Annotated in this window: 21 protein-coding genes and 3 tRNA genes; 10 read left to right on the top strand and 14 right to left on the bottom strand. The window is 56.0% G+C overall.

What is annotated here, in order from left to right; translation table 11 throughout:
* Window positions 1-138: 138 nt before the first annotated feature.
* Complete coding sequence (locus HMPREF9098_RS11395; RefSeq protein ID WP_198489553.1) at window positions 139-336, top strand: PspC domain-containing protein; 198 nt, start codon at window positions 139-141, stop codon at window positions 334-336.
* Between the two features lie 21 nt (window positions 337-357).
* A complete protein-coding gene (locus tag HMPREF9098_RS11700) occupies window positions 358-855 on the top strand; it encodes a hypothetical protein (protein ID WP_147285393.1) in 498 nt (165 codons plus the stop codon).
* 110 nt (window positions 856-965) lie between these two features.
* Here the strand turns inward: HMPREF9098_RS11700 and recO are convergent, their stop codons facing one another.
* The 12 genes from recO to trpA form a co-directional block, all read right to left on the bottom strand.
* The gene (gene recO / locus HMPREF9098_RS04860; protein WP_003782539.1) at window positions 966-1724 is read right to left on the bottom strand and encodes a DNA repair protein RecO; all 759 of its coding nucleotides are present in this window, start codon (window positions 1722-1724) and stop codon (window positions 966-968) included.
* Between the two features lie 81 nt (window positions 1725-1805).
* Window positions 1806-2288: a TlpA family protein disulfide reductase gene (locus HMPREF9098_RS04855; RefSeq protein WP_003782536.1), complete on the bottom strand. Its 483-nt coding sequence runs from the start codon at window positions 2286-2288 to the stop codon at window positions 1806-1808.
* A complete protein-coding gene (gene lolD, locus HMPREF9098_RS04850) occupies window positions 2285-2992 on the bottom strand; it encodes a lipoprotein-releasing ABC transporter ATP-binding protein LolD (protein WP_003782534.1) in 708 nt (235 codons plus the stop codon). Before lolD ends, HMPREF9098_RS04855 begins: the two co-directional genes overlap by 4 nt.
* Window positions 2985-4244, bottom strand: a complete 1260-nt coding sequence (locus HMPREF9098_RS04845; RefSeq protein ID WP_003782532.1) for a lipoprotein-releasing ABC transporter permease subunit — start codon at window positions 4242-4244, stop codon at window positions 2985-2987. The genes lolD and HMPREF9098_RS04845 overlap by 8 nt, the downstream gene beginning before the upstream one ends.
* A 61-nt stretch (window positions 4245-4305) precedes the next feature.
* Window positions 4306-4950, bottom strand: a complete 645-nt coding sequence (locus HMPREF9098_RS04840; protein WP_003782530.1) for an HI_0552 family protein — start codon at window positions 4948-4950, stop codon at window positions 4306-4308.
* A 5-nt stretch (window positions 4951-4955) separates the two neighbouring features.
* Window positions 4956-5720, bottom strand: coding sequence for an NAD-dependent epimerase/dehydratase family protein (locus tag HMPREF9098_RS04835; RefSeq protein WP_003782528.1), 765 nt, complete (start codon window positions 5718-5720; stop codon window positions 4956-4958).
* Between the two features lie 67 nt (window positions 5721-5787).
* A tRNA-His gene (locus HMPREF9098_RS04830) sits at window positions 5788-5864 on the bottom strand.
* A gap of 22 nt (window positions 5865-5886) precedes the next feature.
* Window positions 5887-5963, bottom strand: a tRNA-Arg gene (locus HMPREF9098_RS04825).
* A gap of 30 nt (window positions 5964-5993) precedes the next feature.
* A tRNA-Pro gene (locus tag HMPREF9098_RS04820) sits at window positions 5994-6071 on the bottom strand.
* A gap of 115 nt (window positions 6072-6186) precedes the next feature.
* The gene (locus HMPREF9098_RS04815) at window positions 6187-7419 is read right to left on the bottom strand and encodes a sugar transferase (RefSeq protein WP_003782527.1); all 1233 of its coding nucleotides are present in this window, start codon (window positions 7417-7419) and stop codon (window positions 6187-6189) included.
* Window positions 7416-8237 (bottom strand): glycosyltransferase family 2 protein, encoded by an 822-nt coding sequence (locus HMPREF9098_RS04810; protein ID WP_040564278.1) that lies wholly within the window; start codon window positions 8235-8237, stop codon window positions 7416-7418. Before HMPREF9098_RS04810 ends, HMPREF9098_RS04815 begins: the two co-directional genes overlap by 4 nt.
* Before the next feature lie 24 nt (window positions 8238-8261).
* On the bottom strand, window positions 8262-9044 hold the full coding sequence (gene trpA, locus HMPREF9098_RS04805) for a tryptophan synthase subunit alpha (protein WP_003782523.1): 783 nt from the start codon (window positions 9042-9044) through the stop codon (window positions 8262-8264).
* Window positions 9045-9270: 226 nt separating this feature from the next.
* Here trpA and HMPREF9098_RS04800 point away from each other — a divergent pair, with 226 nt between their 5' ends.
* Window positions 9271-11451, top strand: coding sequence for a RelA/SpoT family protein (locus HMPREF9098_RS04800; RefSeq protein WP_003782517.1), 2181 nt, complete (start codon window positions 9271-9273; stop codon window positions 11449-11451).
* A 270-nt stretch (window positions 11452-11721) separates the two neighbouring features.
* On the opposite strand, the gene HMPREF9098_RS04795 is transcribed toward HMPREF9098_RS04800, so the two are convergent.
* The gene (locus HMPREF9098_RS04795) at window positions 11722-12681 is read right to left on the bottom strand and encodes a helix-turn-helix transcriptional regulator (RefSeq protein ID WP_003782512.1); all 960 of its coding nucleotides are present in this window, start codon (window positions 12679-12681) and stop codon (window positions 11722-11724) included.
* 235 nt (window positions 12682-12916) lie between these two features.
* On the opposite strand from HMPREF9098_RS04795, the gene HMPREF9098_RS04790 reads away from it, so the two are divergent.
* The 4 genes from HMPREF9098_RS04790 (at window position 12917) to HMPREF9098_RS04770 (ending at window position 18732) form a co-directional block, all read left to right on the top strand.
* A complete protein-coding gene (locus tag HMPREF9098_RS04790; protein ID WP_040564277.1) occupies window positions 12917-13894 on the top strand; it encodes a siderophore ABC transporter substrate-binding protein in 978 nt (325 codons plus the stop codon).
* Between the two features lie 1122 nt (window positions 13895-15016).
* Window positions 15017-15367, top strand: coding sequence for a cupin domain-containing protein (locus HMPREF9098_RS04785; RefSeq protein ID WP_003782508.1), 351 nt, complete (start codon window positions 15017-15019; stop codon window positions 15365-15367).
* A 473-nt stretch (window positions 15368-15840) separates the two neighbouring features.
* Complete coding sequence (gene rpoD / locus HMPREF9098_RS04775; RefSeq protein WP_040564275.1) at window positions 15841-17796, top strand: RNA polymerase sigma factor RpoD; 1956 nt, start codon at window positions 15841-15843, stop codon at window positions 17794-17796.
* A gap of 105 nt (window positions 17797-17901) precedes the next feature.
* A complete protein-coding gene (locus HMPREF9098_RS04770; protein ID WP_040564274.1) occupies window positions 17902-18732 on the top strand; it encodes a beta-1,6-N-acetylglucosaminyltransferase in 831 nt (276 codons plus the stop codon).
* A 98-nt stretch (window positions 18733-18830) separates the two neighbouring features.
* Here HMPREF9098_RS04770 and HMPREF9098_RS11695 read toward each other — a convergent pair whose 3' ends face one another.
* On the bottom strand, window positions 18831-18995 hold the full coding sequence (locus HMPREF9098_RS11695; RefSeq protein ID WP_003782501.1) for a hypothetical protein: 165 nt from the start codon (window positions 18993-18995) through the stop codon (window positions 18831-18833).
* A gap of 297 nt (window positions 18996-19292) precedes the next feature.
* Here HMPREF9098_RS11695 and HMPREF9098_RS04765 point away from each other — a divergent pair, with 297 nt between their 5' ends.
* Genes HMPREF9098_RS04765 through HMPREF9098_RS04755 form a run of 3 tightly spaced genes read left to right on the top strand, consistent with a single transcriptional unit; the run spans window position 19293 to window position 22733 of the window.
* A complete protein-coding gene (locus tag HMPREF9098_RS04765) occupies window positions 19293-20561 on the top strand; it encodes a paraquat-inducible protein A (protein WP_050781266.1) in 1269 nt (422 codons plus the stop codon).
* A complete protein-coding gene (gene pqiB / locus HMPREF9098_RS04760) occupies window positions 20558-22195 on the top strand; it encodes an intermembrane transport protein PqiB (protein ID WP_003782497.1) in 1638 nt (545 codons plus the stop codon). The genes HMPREF9098_RS04765 and pqiB overlap by 4 nt, the downstream gene beginning before the upstream one ends.
* Before the next feature lies 1 nt (window position 22196).
* Window positions 22197-22733 (top strand): PqiC family protein, encoded by a 537-nt coding sequence (locus HMPREF9098_RS04755; RefSeq protein WP_003782495.1) that lies wholly within the window; start codon window positions 22197-22199, stop codon window positions 22731-22733.
* The last annotated feature ends 85 nt before the right edge of the window (window positions 22734-22818 follow it).

The following is a 22818-nucleotide window of genomic DNA, read 5'->3' as shown; positions in this document are numbered from 1 at the left end:
GGTGCTTTTAATATTTAAATAAAATAAATTAAAATTTATACTTATTTATTTGACAAAAGATTACGTTTGCGTTATTATATGTGTAGCATTGCTATATGCTATGCTTAACTTTGTATTTCAAATTTAAGGAGCAATTTCGTGGATATTAACGGAAAACCATTCTTGCGCTCAAGAACAGATAAAATGTTGGGCGGCGTATGTGGCGGATTAGCAAAATGCTATGGCAAAGATGCTATGTTGTTCCGTGCCGGTTTTGTGATTACCTCATTTTTTGGTGGTTTAACTACTTTAGTTTATCTCTACTTGATGTTTACTCAACCGGAAGAAACCGAATAATCTACTTTTGTACTAGGAAAAATGATGATGAAAAAAAATGTTTTGTTTTTGGCTTTGACTGCTGCTTTGGCTTTGAGCGCATGTGATAGCAAACCTGCCGCATCTGCTGCTTCAGCACCTGCTTCCACACCTGCTGTTGCATCTGAGGTGGCAGCTTCTGAACCTGCTAGCACCCCTGCTGCATCTGAATCAGCTATGATGGGTGTTTCTGCTTCTTCTCCTGAGGCTGCACAAAAAGCAATTGCATCTGAAATTGCGAAGGCTGAACAAACTGCTGCGGCTGAAGATGCTGCTGAAGCGAAACGTGAATCAGATATTGTTGCTAAAGCAAAAGCTGAAATTCCTAACATTAAATTGCACGCAGCATGTGATGAGCTGAAAGCTAAAATGATTGCATGTACTAAAGATGAAGTGGATGCAGAGGCTCACTTGAAAGATTTGCGCGTCATTGCGGAAGAACCTGCTGATGAACAGGCAGATTCTTGTAAAGAAGAGTTGGCTAATTTCAAATGCGAATAATGCATAGATAATTTGCCATTAAAACACCATCCGAAGTTGGATTTCCAATTCGGATGGTGTTTTCTATTGTATTTGGGATAGAGCATTAGTGCAGGCTGCTTTGGGAAATATTAAGGGGATATTACGGATGATAGCTTCTGCTTCATTTGCTGAAGTTGATGCAGGGCTTGGCGGCTGACGATGCCTTCGGGCAGATAATGTTGGATGAACAGGCGGTTGAGGGCTAATGCGGCTTGGAGTTGATGGGGTTGCAGGCTGCTTGTTTCCAATGCCTGTAAAACATCGCCGGAGATAATGCAGCTGTTCGGCACGGAGTGCAGGCTGCTTTCGGCTTCGGCCATGCGTTCTGCTGCGGTTTCCGGCCGCATTAAATAGTTGGCATGGGTTTCGATGGGCTGTTGCTGCCGGTCGTGTTGTGCAGATGGCGCGTAACCCAATTCGTGCAAAAGCTGCCATTCGAAATGGCGCAACGGGGCGAGATGGTGCTGACCTGTGCCGAAGTGCTGCATGAGTTGCGCCAAGGCGTGATAAAGGTTGGGATGCGGGTCTTCGCGGGCGGTGAGCTTGAGTAGGATTTCGTTGGCGTATAAGGCGCTGAACAGGAGCAGGTTTTTGGGTTGCTGCCAGCCGCCCACCCATTCGGCACGGTGCAGGGTTTTGAGTTCTTCTTTGCCGAACCAGGAGATGCTTAACGGGACGAATGGCATAAGGATGCCGCGCAATTCTGAACCGCGTGCGCGTGCGCTGCGTGCCAATAGTGCGACTCGGCCATAGTCGCGGCTGAACACTTCCAGCCGCAGGCTGTTTTCGCGCCACGGGCTGCTGGCGAGCAGGAAGGCGGGTTGGTGGTTGATGCGGTGCGGTATCATGAATAAAAATGGAATGAAAAAGCAGCCTGCACATGGTGCTGTGAAAAGTGCAGGCTGCTTTTTAAACGTTGGAACAATGAATCAGCGCGAACATTTGGCTTTCACGGCAGCAATGGCGGCATCTAATTTCGCGCCGTCCACTTCACCGACCAGTGCCTGCTGCTGTTGGCAGGCGGGAATGCGCACCACCGTGTAGGGCAGCACGCCGACTTGGTTGCCGAATTCTTTCATCATATTGCGGCTGTTATTGCCCGTGTACCGCCAAATGGGGTACGACACGGGCGTGCTTTGCAGGAATTTGCTGATATTCGCGGTTTCATCCACGGCAATGCCGACCATTTGCACGTTTTGACGTTTGCCTTTTTGCGCGTACCAGCGGCTCATGGCCGGCATTTCTTTGCGGCAAGGACCGCACCACGTGGCCCAAAAGTTAATCACTTGGACGGGGGCTTTGTCGTTTAGCTGCTGCGGTTTTTGGCTGGGATGCAGGGTGAAATCGGCGGCTTGTGCCGGCAATGCGGCGGCGAACAGGGCGGCGGTGAGGGCCAGAGCGGAAATCTTCATGATTCATTCCTTGTTTGAACAGTAGGTTGGGGGTGCAGGCTGCCATCCTGCATGACGAGGACGCGCCCGAAACGCTGCGCCAGTTCGTCGTCATGGGTAACGACCACCAGCGCAGTATCCAGTTCCGCCTGCAATTCCAGCATCATATCCAGCACATGGCGGGCATTGCGGCGGTCGAGATTGCCGGTCGGTTCATCCGCCAGCAGGCATTTGGGGCGTTTGACCAATGCGCGGGCAATGGCGGCACGTTGGCGTTCGCCGCCGGACAATTCGGCCGGACGGTGCATCATCCGTTGCCCCAGCCCGACTTTTTCCAGCATCAAAGCAGCCTGCACTTTGGCATCCTTTGCACTCATGCGGCCAATCAGTAGCGGCATCATCACGTTTTCCAGCGCCGTGAATTCGGTGAGCAGATGGTGGAATTGATACACGAATCCCAAATATTGGTTGCGCAGCTGCCCCAGTTTGGCTTGGGAAAGCTTGGCAATTTCCTGCCCCATCAGCGTAATGCTGCCGGAACTGGGTTCGTCCAGACCGCCCAGCAGATGCAGCAGCGTGGATTTGCCGCTGCCTGAAGAGCCGATAATGCCCACGCTTTCGCCCGCTTGGATTTGCAGCGTCAAATCATGCAGCACGTCCACATTCAGGCCGCCGTCTTGATAGGTTTTGCAGACTTTTTGACAGTCAATGACCCAATTACTCATAACGCAATGCCTCCGCAGGTTGTGTGCGTGCCGCGCTCCAGCTCGGATAAAGCGTGGCAATAAACGACAGCAGCAGTGAAATAACGGTAATGCCGAGCACATCGTATAGTTGGATATCGCTGGGCAGGTAATTGATAAAATAGACTTTGGCCGAAACGAACTGGACATTGAACAGGGTTTCGATCCAATGGATAATCACGCCGATTTTCCACGCCAGCAGCAGGCCGAACACCACGCCGGTTATCGTGCCCAACACGCCGGCCACCATGCCCTGCACCACGAAAATCTTCATAATGCCGCGCGGCGACAGCCCAAGCGTGCGCAAAATGGCAATGTCGGACTGTTTCTCGTTCACCGCCATCACCAGTGACGACACCAGGTTAAACGCCGCCACGACGATGATACAGGTCAGCAGCAGGGTCAGCATGCGCTTTTCCATTTCCACCGCGCTGAAATAGCTGCGGTTGTTGTCCGTCCAGTTTTGCGTCCACAAATCTTTCCGCTGTTCCGCAGGCAGCAGCCGTTCCATCACGGCGGGGGCGTTTTGTGGGTCGGCCAGGCGCAGGCGCAGGGCGATGGCGGCATCGTCGGTGCGGTAGAGTTTTTGAGCATCGGCCAGATGGATTAAGGCCAAACTGCTGTCGGCCTCGTCAAAACCAGTTTTCACGATGCCGACCACGGTAAATTGCTTCAGGCGCGGCACCACGCCGGCAGGGGTTACATTGCCTTCGGGGGTAATGACGGTTACTTTCTCGTTCACTTTCGCCCCCAGCGTTTCGGCCAGGCTTTCGCCCAGAATAATACCGAATTCGTCCGCTTTTAGCGCGTCAAACGAACCGGCCGTCATTTTGTCGGCATAATCGATGACTTTTCTCTCTTGGTCGGGCAGGATGCCGCGCAACTGTGTGCCGCGGACTTCGCCGGAATTGGCCAGCAAGCCTTGTCCGGCAATGAACGGCGCGCTGGCCAAGACTTCAGGTTTGCCGGCGAATTTCTGTTGCAATGCCTGCCAGGTGGCCGGCGTGCCGTTTTGGCTGTCGATCAGATAGCCCACTTCGGCGTGCGGCGCGATGTTGAGCAGCTGCCCGCGGATTTCTTTCTGAAAACCGTTCACCACGGACAACACCACAATCAGTGCAATCACGCCCAATGCGATGCCGACAATCGACATCACGGAAATAAACGACATGAAGCCGCTGCGTTTTTTGGCGCGCAAATAGCGCAAACCAATCCAAGTTTCGAGTGAAGCCATGTGCAGGCTGCCTTTGCGTTGAAATAATCGGAAGGTGTTATTGTAACAAAAAATGCGTGGTTCAGTTTTGGCAACTCAAGCGGTAAAGCGGCAGTAAATCCATCAGGCGCGCCACCGTCCATGCCAAAGTGTCGTGTTCCGCCAATTCGTCGCGCGGCAAATGGCGGCCGATGCGGTAGAAATCCTGCGGTTCGCGCCATTCGGAAGGTGCAGGCTGCCATGCGGCAACGGTTTTGTGTTCGGCATATTCGCTGTCTTTGCCGCGCCATAAATCCCAGTCAGCCCATTGCGGGTGGCCGATTTGGTCGAGCCACTGGTGGTATTGCGCCAGCGAAATATGCGATTGCGCGGCTTTGTACGCATGCCAATCCAAGCTCACGGTGAAACGCTGCCGGTTCAGAATCAGCGACAGAATCGGCGCATCGCGTTCAAAGCCGGGCAATTTGAAAAACGCGAAAAAATGCGCGCGCACCTGCCAGCCGTTGCACCAACGCTCGATATGCGGCGCGGCAAAGACGATGCCTTGCGCCGCTAAAGCAGCCTGCACCGCCAAAACAAAATCGCGCCAATCCGTCCATGCCGCACGGTATTGCGCCTTCACGCCCTCAATCGATTCGGGCGCAAACTGCTTCATTTGCGCAAACTGGTAAAACGGCTGCTGCAATACTTGGCAATGTGCCACCGAAAGTGCAGGCTGCTTTTTCATCCTATTTATTCTCCGTCTTTCCAACAAGAAATCACCCGTTTGCCGGAATGTTCGGGCATATCGTCCGCCAAACGCGGCACGGGCACGCCCAATTTAGCGGCTTCCCGCGCGTAAAAATCCTGTTTGGTCAAATAATCCGCTTCCACAATATGCCGTACGCGCACCGACGACGGGCAGGCAATGGCACGTTCGATGGCCGCCACCGCGGCATCGCGGTGAATGCGGTTTGCAGGCTGCTTTGCCTGCGCCGAAGGCTTCTCCTGCCGCAGCAAAGCGAAAATCGGATGGCGTTCCGCCGCATACAGGCCGCCCAAGCGCAAAATATCCACATGCGCCACCCCAGACGTTTGCCAAATCTGCTCCGCCGCCAAAACCGCCCGTCCGGATGCCGTATCGGGTTCGGGCAATGTATTTTCGTCGCATAAACCCTGCTGCGCGCCGAACACGCCCACGCTGCTCAAATACACAATATGCCGCACCTGCATTTTCTTCGCCTGTTCGGCCAACCAGCGCATGGAAGCGACATAATCGGCCAATGCGGCGGGCGGCAGGGCAATGACCCAAGTGCCGTAATCCGCCCAATCGGCGTTTGCGCAATGCTCGTTCAAATCCATGCACGACACTTCAATCGGCAGGCAGACATCGTCCGACGACCAATGCCGCTTAATCGCCGCCACCGGATATTGGTGTTGATACAGCGACTCTGCCAAAGCCCTGCCGACAAAACCCATGCCGAAAATAAGAACCGATGGCGGTGTTGGGTGGTTCATGCAAAATCCCCATGCAAAAACCGCACTCATTTTAAATTTAATGAGTGCGGTATGATAATTAAAATTTTGGGGTGGCAGATGGGATTCGAACCCACGACCCTCGGAATCACAATCCGATGCTCTAACCAACTGAGCTACAACCACCAGAAACTAATATCTGGAAAAATGGCACGCCCGACAGGAATCGAACCCGTAACCCCCGACTTAGAAGGTCGGTGCTCTATCCAGTTGAGCTACGGGCGCGTACTATCTGGCGTATCATTAAGTAATTTGTGGTCGGGGCGGTGGGATTCGAACTCACGACCCTCTGCTCCCAAAGCAGATGCGCTAACCGGGCTGCGCTACGCCCCGACTGAAGAACCTAACTATACAGATTGCGCGTTGTGCCGTCAAGCGGCATTTGGTCTTAAAAAAGCGTATTTCGCATAGTTTCCTTGTTTTTTCTATAAAAATAATTTTCATCGGGTTATCGTGCGCCGAATCCGGTCAGAATGATTTTCACGGTTTTGAACATAATCAGCACGTCTAGCGAAAACGAAAAGTGTTTGATGTAGTAAAAATCATGTTCGATTTTGACTTGGGTTTCGTCGGTGTTGCCGGCATAGCCCTGCGTTACCTGCGCCCAACCGGACAGGCCGGGTTTGACGATGTGGCGGTATTGGTAAAAAGGGATGCTTTTTTCGAATTGTTCCACGAACACTTTTTGCTCTGGGCGCGGGCCGATAAGGCTCATGTCGCCTTTGAGGATGTTGAAAAACTGCGGCAGTTCGTCCAGCCGTGTTTTGCGGATAAAGCTGCCGACGCGCGTGATACGGCTGTCGCCGACTTGGGCAAGTTGGGCGCCGTTTTGCTCGGAATCGGTGCGCATGCTGCGGAATTTGTAAATCTTAAATTCGCGGCCGCCCTGTCCGACGCGGTTTTGGACAAACAGCACGCTGCCGGCGCTTTCCAGGCGGATGGCGATGGCGGTGAGCAGCATCAGCGGCAGGGCAAAGGGTAGGGCGGCGAGGACGCACAGGATGTCGAGCAGGCGTTTGACCAGCATGTAGCCTGCGGGCGGCAGCAGCGAGCCTAAATCGTTTTCATAAAGGTGGCGGATTTTCACGCGGCCGGTGAGCGATTCTTCGATTTGGCGGATGTTGTACACGGGGATGCCGTCCAAAGTGCAGGCTGCCAGGAAGCGTTGCCAGTCCGCGCTCAAATCAGGGCAATGCAAATCGGCCACCACGGCTTGGACGGGGGTTTGCGGCAGTTCGGGCGCGTTCAGGCAAATCCAGTTTGCATGGGGGATTTGTGCGGCGCTGCCGGCGCGTCCGTGCGGGATGTAGGCCATGTTGGGGAGGTGGCGGTTGCGGCGGATGAAGTCGCCCACGAAAAACAGGGTGGCCAGCAGGCTGTTGATGAGGACAAAGCTGTTGGAAAAGGTGATGAACAGGATGCCGCTGATGAAAAATACGCTGCCGTACGACAATCCGACGGCAGGCAGGATGTGCAGCCAGCTTTGTTTGCCGGGAAAATACAAAAGTTTGTTGATGGAGACGGCGGCCAATGCGTAGGCAATCAGGCAAATCAGCGCGCTGTTGATGATTTTGATATGGAACAGGGCGATGTTTTTTTGCGAGAGATACAGCGTTGTGGTCAGTGTAATCAGCACAATGCCGTTAATCAGGCGCAGTGCGAGCGATGGTGTGGGTTTCATGGGTTTCGGCGCAAGCGGTTGTAGAGGAATTGCAGGAGTGCGGACGGGAGCAGGCGGGGCAGGGCGCGTTGGGCGAAGCAGACGAAGGCGGCCGGCGGCGTTTGCAGTGCCAGACGGCGTTTGAGTCGGTAGAGCTGCCATTCGCTGCGGATGTACCGCCAACCTTTCCGGCGTCCAATCATGCCGCTACCCGTGCGTGCGTACACGAGGGTTTGCGGCAGGTTGGCGCATTGCATGCCGGCGGCCAGCATCCGCAGCCACAGGTTGTAGTCTTCCATCCACAGGTGGTGCTGGTAACCGCCGACACGGTGCAGGCTGCTTTTGCGGTAGGCAACGGTCATGTGGTTGAACGGGTTGCGCTTTTGGGAGAATCGGACGATGTCCGCATGGGTCAGCGGCACGCGGCGCATGTTCATGCGGCTGCCGTCCGCAGGGATGTGCCGGTCAAATTCGGCGATTTGCCCGCCCAGCAGGTCGGTTTCCGGATGCTGCCGCAAAAAGGCGCATTGCAGCGCGAAACGTTCCGGATGGGCGATGTCGTCGCTGTCCATGCGGAAGATGTAGTCGTGCGTGCAGTGTTCGATGCCCGCATTCAGGGCTTTGCCCAAGCCGACATTCTGCGGCAGCGGCACGATTTTGAGCGGCAGGCGCGTCCGCCATTCATCCAATGCAGCCTGCAAATTCTGCGTGATTTCGCCGTCCAGCACCACCACGATTTCGTGTGCAGGCTGCGTCTGTGCGTGCAGGCTTTGCAGGCATTCGTGCAGGAACGCGGGTTGTTCGCGCCGGTAAACCGACATTAAAACCGAAAACTTCATGTGCAGGCTGCTTTTCGACACGGCTTAAACGGCGGCTTTCAATTCGCGCACCAAATCGGCCACGGCGCGCACGGCCTGTGCAGGCTGCTTTTCGATTTCCTGCACAATGCGGCTGCCCACAATCACCGCGTCCGCCACTTGGGCGATTTGTGCGGCACTTTGCGCGTCGCGGATGCCGAAGCCCACGCCAATCGGCAAATCGGTGTATTGGCGCAGCAGCGCAATCTGGCGCGCCACGGCTTCCGTGTCCAGCCGCGCCGAACCGGTCACGCCTTTGAGCGACACGTAATAAATGAAACCGCTGGCCTTTTCGGCAATCGCGGCGATGCGTTCGGGCGTGGTGGTGGGCGCAATCAGGAAAATGCAGTCGATGCCGCGCGCCGCCAAAGCAGCCTGCAAGGGCGAAATGTGTTCGATGGGGCTGTCCACCGTCAGCACGCCGTCCACGCCCGCATCCGCCGCCGCTTGGGCGAAGGCTTCGTAACCCATGTTGTGAATCGGGTTCAGATAGCCCATCAGCACCACGGGCGTGTGTTGGTTTTTTTGGCGGAATTCCTGCACCGCCGCCAGCACGCCTTGCAGCGACACCTTGTTCTCCAGCGCCCGTTCGACGGCGCGCTGAATCACTTCGCCGTCCGCCATCGGGTCGGAAAACGGCACGCCCAGTTCCAAAATGTCCGCGCCCGCGTCCGCCATGCCGTGCATCAGCTGCACCGTGGCCGCCAAATCTGGGTCGCCGGCGGTGATGTAGGGAATCAGGGCTTTGCGGTTTTGCAGCGATTGGAATGTTTGGGCAATGCGGCTCATGATGGTCTTCCGTGGACGGTTGAAAAAGTCGGTATTATAGCGTTAAAAACGGTCATCAGGGTGCAGGCTGCTTTTGCCGAAAATCGATGGCTTTGTTGAAGGTATCGCTTCAATGCGCGCCCGAATCCGGCTTCTCGCGTTTTTTTGACGAAACTGCTAGCCCGTTGCGAAAGACGGGGCTAAAATCAATCTTTACCTTCAATCTTTCTTTTCGTGCACGGAGGACATGATGACGGAGCAACAGCCGATACAGCAATACCTGGATTATGCACAACGCCAACCGCAGGCCGAAGCCCGAATGTTGCAGGCTGCTTTGCAGTTGGCAGAACAGATTTACCCAGCCGGTGCCGCCACCACCGCCCAAGAACCGCTGCTGCCGCATCTGTTGCAGGCTGCCCTGATGGTGGCCGATATGGATTTGCTGCCCGAATCCGTCGCCGCCACCGTATTGACCGACGCACCGGCGCATGCGGACAACTGGGAAGAGCGCGTGACCGAAGCGTGCGGCGGCGCCGTGGCCAATCTGGTCAAAGGTATCGACGAAGTGCAGAAGCTCACCCATTTTGCCAAAGTGGACAGCCTGGCCACGCCCGAAGAGCGCGCCGCCCAAGCCGAAACCATGCGCAAAATGCTGCTGGCCATGGTGTCCGACATCCGCGTCGTCCTGATTAAGCTCGCCCTGCGCACCCGCACCATGCAGTTTCTCAGCCAAACGCCCGACAGCCCGGCCAAACGCGCCCTGGCCAAAGAAACGCTGGATATTTTCGCCCCGTTGGCCAACCGTTTGGGCGTGTGGCAGCTCAAATGGCAGCTCGAAGATTTGGGCTTCCGCCACTACAATCCCGAAGAATATCGCCGCATCGCCTGCCTGCTCGATGAAAAACGCGATGAGCGGCTGGAATATATCGAACGCTTTTTGGTGCAACTGAAAGCCGCCGTCCGCCAGGCCGGCATCGAATGCGACGTGGCCGGCCGCCCCAAGCACATCTATTCCATTTACCGCAAAATGGTGAAGAAAAAGCTGGATTTTGACGGCCTGTACGACATCCGTGCCGTGCGCGTGCTGGTCAATACCGTGCCCGAATGCTATTCCGTGCTCGGCATCGTCCACAGCCTGTGGCAGCCGATTCCGGGCGAGTTCGACGACTATATCGCCAACCCGAAAGGCAACGGCTACAAAAGCCTGCACACCGTGATTGTGGGACCGGAAGACAAGGGCATCGAAGTGCAAATCCGCACCAACGAAATGCACGAATTCAACGAATTCGGCGTGGCGGCGCACTGGCGGTATAAAGAAGGTGGCAAGGGCGATTCGGCCTACGAACAGAAAATCGCCTGGCTGCGCCAACTGCTGGACTGGCGTGAAAACATGGCGCAAAGCGGCAAAGAAGATTTGGCCGCCGCCTTCAAAACCGAATTGTTCAACGACACGATTTATGTGCTGACGCCGCACGGCAAAGTGTTCTCGCTGCCTTCGGGTTCCACACCGATCGATTTTGCCTATGCGCTGCACAGCGATTTGGGCAACCGTTGCCGCGGCGCGAAGGTGGACGGGCAGATTGTGCCGCTGTCCACGCCGCTGGAAAACGGGCAGCGCGTGGAAATCATCGCTGCCAAAGAAGGCGAGCCGTCAGTGAACTGGCTGCACGAAGGCTGGGTCAAATCGTCGAAGGCCATCAGCAAAATCCGCGCCTATATCCGCGCGCAAAATGCCGAAGCCGTACGCGAGGAAGGCAAGCACCAGTTCGACAAAGTCATCGCCAAAATCAATCCCAAGCCCAACCAGCAGCAGGTGTGCGAAAAACTCGGCTTTAAGCAGCTGGAGGAACTGTATGCCGCCATCGGTCAGGGCGAAGTGTCGCTGCGTGCGGTTCAGAAAGCAGCCGGCACGCTGATTGAACCGCAGGCGGTGCCGGTGTCGGAAAACACCATTGTCAAAAAATCCAAAATCGCCTCCGGCAGCAAAAACGGCGTGCTGGTGGACGGCGAAGGCGGGCTGCTGACCGTATTGGCACGCTGCTGCAAACCCGCGCCGCCTGATTTGATTGCCGGCTTTGTCACACGCGAAAAAGGCGTGTCGATTCACCGCGAATGCTGCCCGGATTTTCAGCACTTGGCGCGGAAATCGCCTGAAAAAGTGGTGCCGGCCAGCTGGGCGGAACTGGACAGCGGGCAGATTTTCGCCATCGACATCGAAGTGCGCGCGCAGGACAGGAACGGTTTGCTGCGCGATGTGTCGGACTGCTTGGCGCGGCATAAGGTGAATGTGACGGCGGTGCACACGCAGACGCGCGGCCTGGAGGCCAGCATGCGCTTCACGCTGGAAGTGCGGCAGGTGAACGAGTTGCCACGCGTACTGGCGAATTTGGCGGAAGTGAAAGGCGTGAGCGGCGTGAGCCGTTTGTAAAGGCGCAACAGGACGGAAAAGCAGCCTGCACTCGGTTTGGGAGGGTGCAGGCTGCTTTTTTGTGGTTTGAAATTTGGGACTGTGAATGTTTTATGCCGTTGCAATGCCGCCGTATGGATTTTGGGGAATGCCGCGGCGTTATCAAAGCAGCCTGCACTTTGAAAACTGAGGTGCAGGCTGCTTTTGGGTTGTGCGGCCACTATTATGGAGAGCCGGCTTTTGCATTCCGAGCCATCTGATTAAAGATGAAATCGTCAAAGCATTTTATCGTCAAAGCATTTTTTTGATATCGGACGGCAAAAATCCGTAATGCCGCCTGAACGCTTCGTTGAACCGTCCCGCGTGGCGGTAGCCGCAAAAGTGCATGGCGGCTTGGACGGTGCTGCCGGATTCGATGAGGGCGAGCGCGTGTTCCAGCCGCAGGCGGCGCAGGCGTCCGGCGACGGTTTCGCCGGTTTGCGCTTTGAAATAGCGTTTCAGGTAGCATTCGTTCAGTCCGATGCGGCGGGCGATTTCGGCGATGGTCAGCGGGCGGGCGAATTCGTTTTGCAGGATGTCGGCGGCTTCGTCTATGCGCCGGCGGCGGTAGCCGTTGTCGTGGCGGCGGAAGGTGAAGCGCAATAATCGGGCGGAGAGTTCCAGCGCGGCGGCTTCGTCGGCGAGCAGGCCGAAGCCGTCCGATTCGAACGGGCGTTGGAGCAGGGGGCAGGCCGCCGCCGTCAGTGCCGCCGCGTTTTGCGCCAGCCGTTGCAGGGCGAATCGGCCTATCGTTTGCGGCGAAAACAGGCGTTCGTCCAGTAAACCTTCATCGTGCCAGCGGCGCAGTTTTTCCAGCGAAAAATCCAAATGCAGCGCGCACATGCCGCCGTTGTCGGGCAGCAGGGTTTCGGATACGTCCGCCAGTTCGCCGCGTACCAGCCAGATTTCTCCGGCAGACGGGCGGTATTCCCTGCCGCCCATTTGTAACCGGTTCTGCCCCGACACCATGACGAACAGGGCGCAGTTGTGGCTGAAATTGTGGATTTCGGTGGGAAACGCGCCCGTTCCGCCGCCGCGCATCCGCGACAGGGTGATGCCCGAGTCGAAGCGGTTGATGCACATTTCCAGATGCAAACCGGGCTGTTTTACCTGCGCCATGAGCGCGTTGTCGGAACAGCCGTCCAACGCCCAGCCGGATTTATCGGAGCGGACATAGGTTTGGTACTGGCGGTAGATGGCGGCGGTGTTCATGTTTGGATGGGAACGGGTTGTCTGATAAGCGGATTAAATAGGAATTATTGCCAATAATCAAGCGCAGGGATTGGTTGAAACGGAAAAGGCCGTCTGAAAGGGTGTTTCAGACGGCCTTTCCCGTTTCGGGAATTTGTTTTGCCGTTTCGGGAATTTTGCGTTTTGCGGCGTGGTTTCTGCAGATTATTTGTTTAATAATAAACATTCTTATTCGTATGCAAAGGAACCGCACACCGTGAAGCCACGTTTTTATTGGGCAGCCTGCGCCGTCCTGCTGGCCGCCTGTTCGCCCGAACCTGCCGCCGAAAAAACTGTATCCGCCGCATCCCAAGCCGCATCTGCATCTGCCGCCACGCTGACCGTGCCGACCGCGCGGGGTGATGCCATTGTGCCGAAGAATCCCGAACGCGTCGCCGTCTACGACTGGGCGGCGTTGGATACGCTGACCGAGCTGGGCGTGAATGTGGGCGCAACCACCGCGCCGGTGCGCGTGGATTATTTGCAGCCTGCATTTGACAAGGCGGCAACGGTGGGGACGCTGTTCGAACCCGATTACGAAGCCCTGCACTGCTACAATCCGCAGCTTGTCATTACCGGCGGGCCGGGCGCGGAAGCGTATGAACAGTTGGCGAAAAAGGCGACCACCATAGACCTGACGGTGGACAACGGCAATATCCGCACCAGCGGCGAAAAACAGATGGAAACCCTGGCGCGGATTTTCGGCAAGGAAGCGCGCGCGGCGGAATTGAAGGCGCAGATTGACGCGCTGTTCGCCCAAACGCGCGAAGCCGCCAAAGGCAAAGGGCGCGGGCTGGTGCTGTCGGTTACGGGCAACAAGGTGTCCGCCTTCGGCACGCAGTCGCGGTTGGCAAGTTGGATACACGGCGACATCGGCCTGCCGCCCGTGGACGAATCTTTACGCAACGAGGGGCACGGGCAGCCCGTTTCCTTCGAATACATCAAAGAGAAAAACCCCGACTGGATTTTCATCATCGACCGTACCGCCGCCATCGGGCAGGAAGGGCCGGCGGCTATGGAAGTGTTGGATAACGCGCTGGTACGCGGCACGAACGCTTGGAAGCGCAAGCAAATCATCGTCATGCCTGCCGCGAACTACATTGTCGCGGGCGGCGCACGGCAGTTGATACAGGCGGCAGAACAGTTGAAGGCGGCGTTTGAAAAGGCCGAACCCGTTTCGGCGGGGAAAGAATAGGGGTCGTCTGAAAACGGAGCTTCCGAAGAAAGTCGAGTTTCTGCGAAGCTAAAACCGAAGCTGCAAAAGAAGTGAAAAGCAGCCTGCACGTTGAAAATGTCACCCAAGCAAACCTACGGTTTGCCGCCCTCTCCCTAGCCCTCTCCCACGGGGAGAGGGGATGGGGTCGCAGGCTGCTTTTAGGGTTCAGGCAAATTTTAACTCTTTTTGAAGCTGTACTTTAGCTTCGCAGAAACTCGACTTCCTTCGGAAACCTCGTTTTCAGACGACCTTTTGGAACACCATAGGCACACGCATCGACCGTCTGAATCAAAGATTCAGACCGATAGCAGTCCGCACCCGAGTTTATGCGGTAAACAGCAAGGCTACGGCAACCCTAACCCTCTCCCCGTGGGAGAGGGTTAGGGAGAGGGCAGTAAGCCGCAGGCTTGCATCAAAGCCGATAACGCTTTCACAAAGCCTGTGCGCTGAAAACAGAAAGGTCGTCTGAAAACGGAGCTTCTGAAGGAAGCGGGGTTTCTGCGAAGCTAAAACGCGGTTTCAACGAAGTGAAAAGCAGCCTGCACGTTGAAAATGCCACCCAAGCAAACCTTTGGTTTGCCGCCCTCTCCCTAGCCCTCTCCCACGGGGATGGGGTTGCAGGCTGCTTTTAAGGTTCAGGCAATTTTTAACTCTTGTTGAAGCTGTACTTTCAGAAGCTCCGTTTTCAGACGACCTTTTGGAACACCACAGGCACACGCATCGAGCGGCTGAGTCAAAGATTCAGACCAATGGCAGTCCGCACCCGAGTTTATGCGGCAAACAGCAAGGCTACGGCAACCCGTCCCCTCTCCCCGTGGGAGAGGGTTAGGGAGAGGGCAGTAAGCCGCAGGCTTGCATTCGAAACGAAACGAAAACCGCCATACGGAGTCTAATTAAACCGGTTACGAAAACGAATAACGCGGCCATATTCCGCTTTCAGACGACCTAAACCAACCGAAACATATAGTGGATTAAAATAAAAATGAGACAAGACGGTAATGTCCGCTGTGTACAGCTAGAGTACATAAGGGCGTTGGCAGCGCCGTATCATTGCAATTTTAATCTGCCATAAATTTTGTCTGCAACCAAAGGAAAACCATCATGAAAAACATCAAAACCCAACTTTTCGCTATCCTCATCAGTCTCTCTGCCGCAGCCGTGCCTGCCGCCGAAATCGCCCAAAGCACGGGCAAAGTCTTTGAAGGCGTCAACTACACCGTCATCCGTGAAACCCTGCCCAAAGGCAAGGAAATCCCCCGCCACAACCACCCCGGCCACACCCTGCTGGTTACCCAAACCAAAGGCAGCTCGGTATTTTTGTTTGATGGCGGAAAAAGGCAGGAATTGCGGCCGGGCAGCGTCCTGAAGGCGGATGGTAGCGAATACGTTGCCATCAAAATAACCGACGACAGCGAATTGGTGATTGTGCTGGTGAAGGATGGGGCAAGGTAGGGACACGCTGTTTGGGCAAATGATTTGGGTGCAGGCTGCTTTTGAACGGGTGAAAAGCAGCCTGCACCCTTTTGCAAAACTCCGTTTGAGATATATTGCGTTGAATAAATTTATCAATTCATTGAAAATAAATGTCGCCGCTTTGAACCGCGCTCAAATCCGAAGGTTTACGAAGATTCCCGCCTGCGCTTTTCCCGCCCGGTTTGCATGCGCCTACTCAAATCCCACAGAAAATTTGCTATAATTTCGTGCTTTCAGCCTTGCAAACGCAAGGTGCCGCCACCATATCCACGCACATAGCCAATCCGCTATGTTTTAACAAATAAACGAACACCGTTCTGAAAGCCGGCACGCGCTATTGCAGAAACCAACTGTGCAGGCTGCTTTATTATTTCACGCACCCCGCCGAGTGAGTGCCAAACCGACACGCATATCGCAAAAGCAGCCTGCAATCCTTTGAAAACGAGAAGCCCATGTCCGAACCACAAGATTATCCCGATAACGAAACCGAAGACCAACTCAACGACAACCGCCCCCTGTCGCCCGAAGAGCAGCGCGAGCGCCTGCGCCGCCTGATTTTGCAGGGCAAAGAGCGCGGCTATATCACCTATGCCGAAATTAACGACGCACTGCCGGACGATATGTCCGATGCCGAGCATATTGACGGCGTGGTGAACATGATTCAGGGCTTGGGCATTCAGGTGACCGAAGAAGCGCCCGATGCCGACACACTGCTGATGAGCGACAACAGCAGCGCCATGACGGACGAAGACGCCGTTGCCGAAGCCGAAGCCGCGTTGTCGCAGGCGGATTCCGAATTCGGCCGCACCACCGACCCCGTGCGGATGTATATGCGCGAAATGGGTCAGGTGGAGCTGCTCACGCGCGAAGACGAAATCAAAATTGCCAAAGAAATCGAAAATGCCCTGAAAAACATGATTCAGGCCATTTCCGCCTGCCCGGGTTCCGTGGGCGAAATTTTGGCCTTGATTGACCAAGTGAAAAAAGACGAAATCCGTGTCGATGAAGTGGTCGAAGCCATTATCGACCCGAACGAAGTGCTGCTCAACGAACTGGGCTTGGGGCATTTGGAAAACAACAGCGCGCATCCGGCCGAAGAAAGCGACGGCGGCGAAGATGACGAAGACGGCGGCGAAGACGACGAAGATGCCGATTCCGGCAGCCTGGAAAGCCAGCAAAATCTGGAAGAGCTTAAGGCGCAGGTGCTGGAGCACTTCAAACACATCGAAAAAAGCTACGGCCTGATGGTGAAGGCTTTGGACAAACATCACAGCAAGCACGATACGTATCTGAAACACCGCAACAATATTGCGCAAAAACTGTTGGAAGTGCGTTTCTCCACACGCCAAATTGAAAACCTGAGCGAAAACCTGCGCGGCCGTGTCGAGCAAATCCGCCGTTTGGAACGCGAAATCCGCGACATCTGCCTAGACCGCGTGCGCATGGACAGGGATTATTTCATCGAACACTTCATGCCGAACGCCACCAATTTGGCATGGCTGGAAGAGGAAATCGGCAAAAACCGCGTGTGGAGCGAAACCTTGGCGCGTTTCAAACACGATATTTTGGAAAAGCAGGCCAAAATGGCGGAATTGGAAGCGCACGCGCGGATTTCCATTGCCGAGCTGAAAGAAATCAGCAAAAACATGGTGAAAAGCGAAAAAGAAACCGCTGCGGCCAAACAGAAAATGATTCAGGCGAACTTGCGCCTGGTGATTTCCATTGCCAAGAAATACACCAACCGCGGTTTGCAGTTCCTTGATTTGATTCAGGAAGGTAATATTGGTTTGATGAAGGCGGTGGATAAGTTCGAATACCGCCGTGGCTACAAATTTTCGACATATGCGACATGGTGGATCCGCCAGGCGATTACCCGCTCGATTGCCGACCAGGCGCGCACCATCCGTATTCCGGTGCACATGATTGAAACCATTAACAAAATGAACCGCATTTCGCGCCAATACCTGCAAGAGACGGGCGAAGAACCCGATTCGGCAAAACTGGCGGAACTGATGGATATGCCGGAAGACAAAATCCGCAAAATCATGAAAATCGCCAAAGAGCCGATTTCGATGGAAACGCCGATTGGCGACGACGACGACAGCCATTTGGGCGATTTTATCGAAGACGTGAACAATGTGGCGCCGGCCGAAGCGGCCATGTATTCCAGCCTGCGCGAGGTGACCGCCGACGTGCTGGAAAGCCTGACCCCGCGTGAGGCGAAGGTGCTGCGTATGCGTTTCGGCATCGATATGAACACCGACCACACGCTGGAAGAAGTGGGCAAACAGTTTGACGTGACGCGCGAGCGCATCCGCCAAATCGAAGCCAAAGCGTTGCGCAAGCTGCGCCATCCGACCCGTTCGGACAAACTGAAAAGTTTTTTGGATAGCGAGGACGGCAAGTAAACTGAGTTCAGGCTGCTTTTTATCACCGAAAAGCAGCCTGCATTTTGTCTTGCCGCGCCATTCATTACCCATTTCTCCCACATTGCCAAAAGCAGCCTGCGCATCATGAGTACCGCCCATCTTCTCCTTTGCCACACGCCGCCGCACCACCTGCCTCTGATGGCGCAACGCGCGCCGCAGCACCATTTTTATGTGCATTACGATGCCAAATCCGATGCGGGCGGCATTGCCTTTTTGAACGGGCTGCCCAATGTGTCCGTGCTGCCGCAGCGCATCGACGTTCGCTGGGGCGGCTTCAGCATGATTGAAGCCACGCTCGCCCTGATGCAGGCGGCCTTGGCGCAACCGCAACACCAATGTTTCCACCTGATGAGCGGCGACTGCCTGCCGCTGCAAACGCCCGAAACCATCGAACGGCAAATGGCGGCGGCCGGTGCAGGCTGCCTGTTTTTGACCTGCGAAAACGTGCCGCGCCTGCGTTACCGCGTCCGCTTTTCCTTGCCGCACGCCGACACATCGTGGCAGCGCAGCCTGACAGGCAAATGCCTGACCAAAGCCGCCCAATGCGCCGACCGACTGCTGCCGAGCCGCCAAACCGCATGGGCCGGCAGCCAATGGTTTTCCGCTGACCGTGCTGCATTGCAACTGCTGCTCGATGCCACCGCCGACATGCGGCCATTTTTCCGGCACAAACTCTGCCCGGACGAACATTTCTTCCAATTCATCGCCCAACGGCACGCCGCGCAGCTTGCCCTGCACAACGACAACCATCGCTGCATCCGCTTCGCACACGGCGCGAACCACCCCGATTGGCAAACCCTGCCGCAGGTGCAGGCTGCTTTTGAACAAGGCTTCTGGTTCGTCCGCAAAGTCCGCCCCGATGTGATGCAGGCGTTTTGGGCGCAGGACGGCCGCCAAAATCCAAGCACACCGTAATCGGGCGGTATTCATGGCGTTGCGCCGCCATACCCACGCTTTGGGGCGGCAGCCCGTGGCACAAAGTGTTGCCATGCAAAAAGCCGCGCCGCCCGCGTTTATTTCGGTTTCACCGCATCCCAAAAGCAGCCTGCACTTTGTCGGACAATCTCCCATTTAAAGTGCAGGCTGCTTTTTTCGGATGTACAGCCCATCCGTCCTTGTTCTGTGGAATAGGGCGATTGCAGCTGACCCCAAGCGCGGGTATGGCGGCGCAACGCCATGAACACCGCCGGAAATTCCGTGCCTGAAAGGGAAGCACAGCCTGCCGAATCCGCGCTTTACCGAATCATTTTCCGCGAATGCGCGCGGCATCAAGTGCAGGCTGCTTTTTGATTGCGCAAACCCGTTTCGGCGGCGAATCCCCAACACAAAAGCAGCATGCACGCCAAAAAATCCGCCGTTTGCCACAGCAGCCGTGCCAAATCCACTATAATGGCGTTTTTTGTTGCCGTTTCAAACCCATGCGCCGTTCATCCTGGTTCGTCAAACATGCCCAAAAAGTGTGGCGGAAAGCCTATATGCCTTCTGCCACGCTGCCTGCGCACACCATCGACTGCCCCGAATGCGGCCTGCGCACGCGCATCCCCAAGCTGCGCCAAGGGCAACGGGCGGAATGTCCGCGCTGCCACCACCATTTGGTGCGCGTTGAAAACGAGCCGTTCCTGCTACCGTTGGCGTGCGCATCGGCCGCGCTGATGCTGATGTTTTTGGTGTACAGCCTGCCCTTTGTGACGGTGCAGATGACGGGGGTGTTTTCGCCGCTCACGCTGCCGGGCATGCTGCAATCGCTGTTGCAAGGCGATTGGGCGTTTCTGGGCACGGTGATGCTGCTGCTCACTTTTGGCACGCCGGCCGTGTTTTTGTGTGCCTGCATTTGGGTGTATGGCGCGCTGCTGTGGCAAAAGCAGCCTGCAAGCGTTTTGTGGCTGACGCGCTGGCTGGTGCGGCTGCGCGAATGGATTATGGTCGATGTGTTCTTCATTTCCATGCTGGTGGCGTATATCAAAATCCGCACGGTGGCAACGGTGGAATTCGGGCAGGCGTTCTGGCTGATGCCCGTGTGGGCGGTGCTGCTGCTGCGTACCGCCGTGGCCGTGCCCAGCCATTGGGTGTATTACCAAATCCGCCGCCGCAGCCACGAACTCCTGCACGAAGACCCGCACCACATCTGCTGTTCGCGCTGCCTGTTTTTCCGCCCGGCCAACGAAAGCTATTGCAGCGTGTGCGATTCCGAACTGTTCGACCGCCGGCCGTACAGTCTGCACGTTGCAGGCTGCTTTTTGTTGGCTGCGATTGTGCTGTATTTCCCTGCCAACCTATTGCCTATCATGATTTCCGAAAACCCCATGAGCAAGGAAATCAGCACCATCATGAGCGGCATTCTCTATATGTGGAACGACGGCGACAAACTCATCGCCAGCATTATTTTTTCCGCCAGCATTGCTGTGCCCACGCTGAAAATCGTCTCTATGCTGGTGTTGCTGGCCAATGCGCGCTTCGGGCTGTTCCTGCCGATTCGCGTGCTGTCGCTGCAATACCGCATTACCGAAGCCGTCGGCCGCTGGTCGATGATTGATATTTTCGTCATCATCATTATGATGAGCGCGTTCCACAGCCACATCGCCCGCGTCACCCCCGGCCCGGCCGCCATTTATTTCTGCCTGGTCGTTATCCTGACCATGCTCTCCGCCCACTTCTTCGATGTGCGCCTGCTGTGGGACAAATACCGGGAAGACGCAGCGCCGCCAGAATCCATTATCCGACCTACCACAGAACAAACATCATGACAGAATCTTCAAAACACCGACACGCACACGTCCGCCAAAGCAAAACGCTGGCTTCCACCGTGTGGATTATCCCGCTGATTGCCGCCATTGCCGGCATTTGGCTTTTGGTGGACTATTCGCGCCAGCAGGGCCCCGAAATCACCTTGCTGATGGACAATGCGGAAGGCATCGAAGTCAATACCACCACCATCCGCCTTTTGAATGTGGAAATCGGGCGCGTCAGCAGCATCCGCCTGCGCCCCGACCACAAAGGCGTGGAAGTCGTCGCCAAACTGCAGCCGAACGCGCGCGAAATGATGCGCGAAGACACGCAGTTTTGGGTGGTGAAGCCGCGCATCGACCAAAACGGCGTGACCGGTCTGAACACGCTGCTTTCGGGTTCGTACATTTCGTTCGCGCCCGGCAGCAGCCAAGAAGAAGCCAGCACGTTCACCGTATCCGAGCTGCCGCCCATTTCGGCCATGGGGCAACACGGCCTGCGCCTGAAACTGGTGGGGCACAATTCCAAAATGCTGGGTGCAGGCAGCCCCGTGATGTTTGAAAACCTGACGGTCGGCTCGGTGGAAACCGCAAAATTCAATCCGAAGACGCAGAACGTGGAATATAGCATTTTCATTCAAAGCCCGAACGACGTGCTGGTGAAAAGCAACAGCCAGTTTTGGTTGGACAGCGGCGTGAGCGTGCGTTTGGACGGCGGCGGCGTGAAAATTGATTCTGCACCGCTGCCGGCCATTTTGTCGGGCGCGATTGCGTTCAACACACCCACCGCCGCCGTGGGGCAGAAAGTGCAGGCTGCCGCGAACAATCAGGAATTTACCGTGTTCAACGACCGTGCCGAATTGGAAAACAAACCCAATGAGCGGACGCTGTATTACGTGGTGTTTTTCAAAAACTCCGTGCGCGGCTTGGAGGCGGGCGCGCCGGTGGAATACCGCGGAATGCGTATCGGCACGGTGGCGCAAGTGCCGTATTTCCAAGACGGCGACAGCGCCAAGCTGTTTGAAAACGGCTGGGTGCCCGTGCGGCTGCGGCTCGACCCCGACAGCATGGAGCGCGGCGACGAACCGCAAACGCGCGAATATTGGCAGAACGCCATGCAGGCTGCATTCGGCAAAGGCCTGGTGGCCACGCTGTCGAGCAACAATTTGGTGCTGGGCAGCAAAATGGTGGAATTGGTGGACAGCTCGTCCGGCGACGCGCTGCTCAAACCGCACGCGCAATATAACGGCCACACGGTCATTGCCAGCAAAGGCAGCGGCGGCTTGGACGAATTGCAAGACAAAGTTGGTCGCCTGCTGGACAAATTCAATTCTCTGCCGCTGGACAAAACGTTGGGCGAACTCAACGGCAGCCTGAACCAGCTCAAACAAACGCTGGCTTCCGCCAACCGCCTGCTGGGGCAGAACAGCACGCAGAAAATGCCGGCCGAATTGAATGCCACGTTGCAGGAATTGCGTAAAACGCTGCAAGGCGTGTCGCCCGAATCGCCGATGTATCAAGACATCCAGCAAACGTTGGCCGCGCTGAACCGCACGCTGCAAGACGTCCAACCTTTGGTGCGCACGCTGAACGAAAAACCCAACGCGCTGATTTTCAACCAAAACGGCAAAGATCCGATACCGAGAGGAAAATAAGATGATGAAAACGATGTGGCAACGGACGGTGCCGATGCTGGCGGCATTGACGGCGCTGGCGGCGTGCAGCAGCACTCCGACCGTGTATTACCAGCTGCCCGACAGTGCGTTTGTGTCGGCCAACACGCCCAAGCAGACGGTGTGGACGAATGTGTATGTGGTGCTGGCGGAGCCTTTGAACCGCCAAAGCCTGCTGTATCAAAGCGATGAGCATACGGTGCAGATGACGCAGCACAACCTGTGGGCGGCGCCGCTGTCCAACGGGTTGGCGGCGGCCGTGGCGAACAAGTTGAACCGTCAAAGCAGCCTGCACTTCCGCCCCGCCGAGGGTGCGGCCAAATCGCCCGCCATCACGCTGTTCATCGACCGTTTTCAAGGCAGCTATCTGGGGCAGACGGAAATCCGCGGTTATGCGCGGCTGCCGAACGGGAGCATCCGCGCGTTCCATGCGGTTACGCCGCAGAAGGGCGATGGTTATGCGGCCATGTTGGAAAGCCTGAATCAGGGCTTGGACGATGTGGCGCGGCAGTTGCAATAAAAACAGGGTGCAGGCTGCTTTTTGAGGTGTTCGGCCGCCAAAAAGCAGCCTGCACTTTAATATCGTCAATTAAATTCAGTCAATT

The organism is Kingella denitrificans ATCC 33394, assembly GCF_000190695.1.
In the GTDB taxonomy this organism is placed as follows: Bacteria; Pseudomonadota; Gammaproteobacteria; order Burkholderiales; family Neisseriaceae; genus Kingella_A; species Kingella_A denitrificans.
This window is presented reverse-complemented; position numbering and strand designations above follow the sequence as displayed.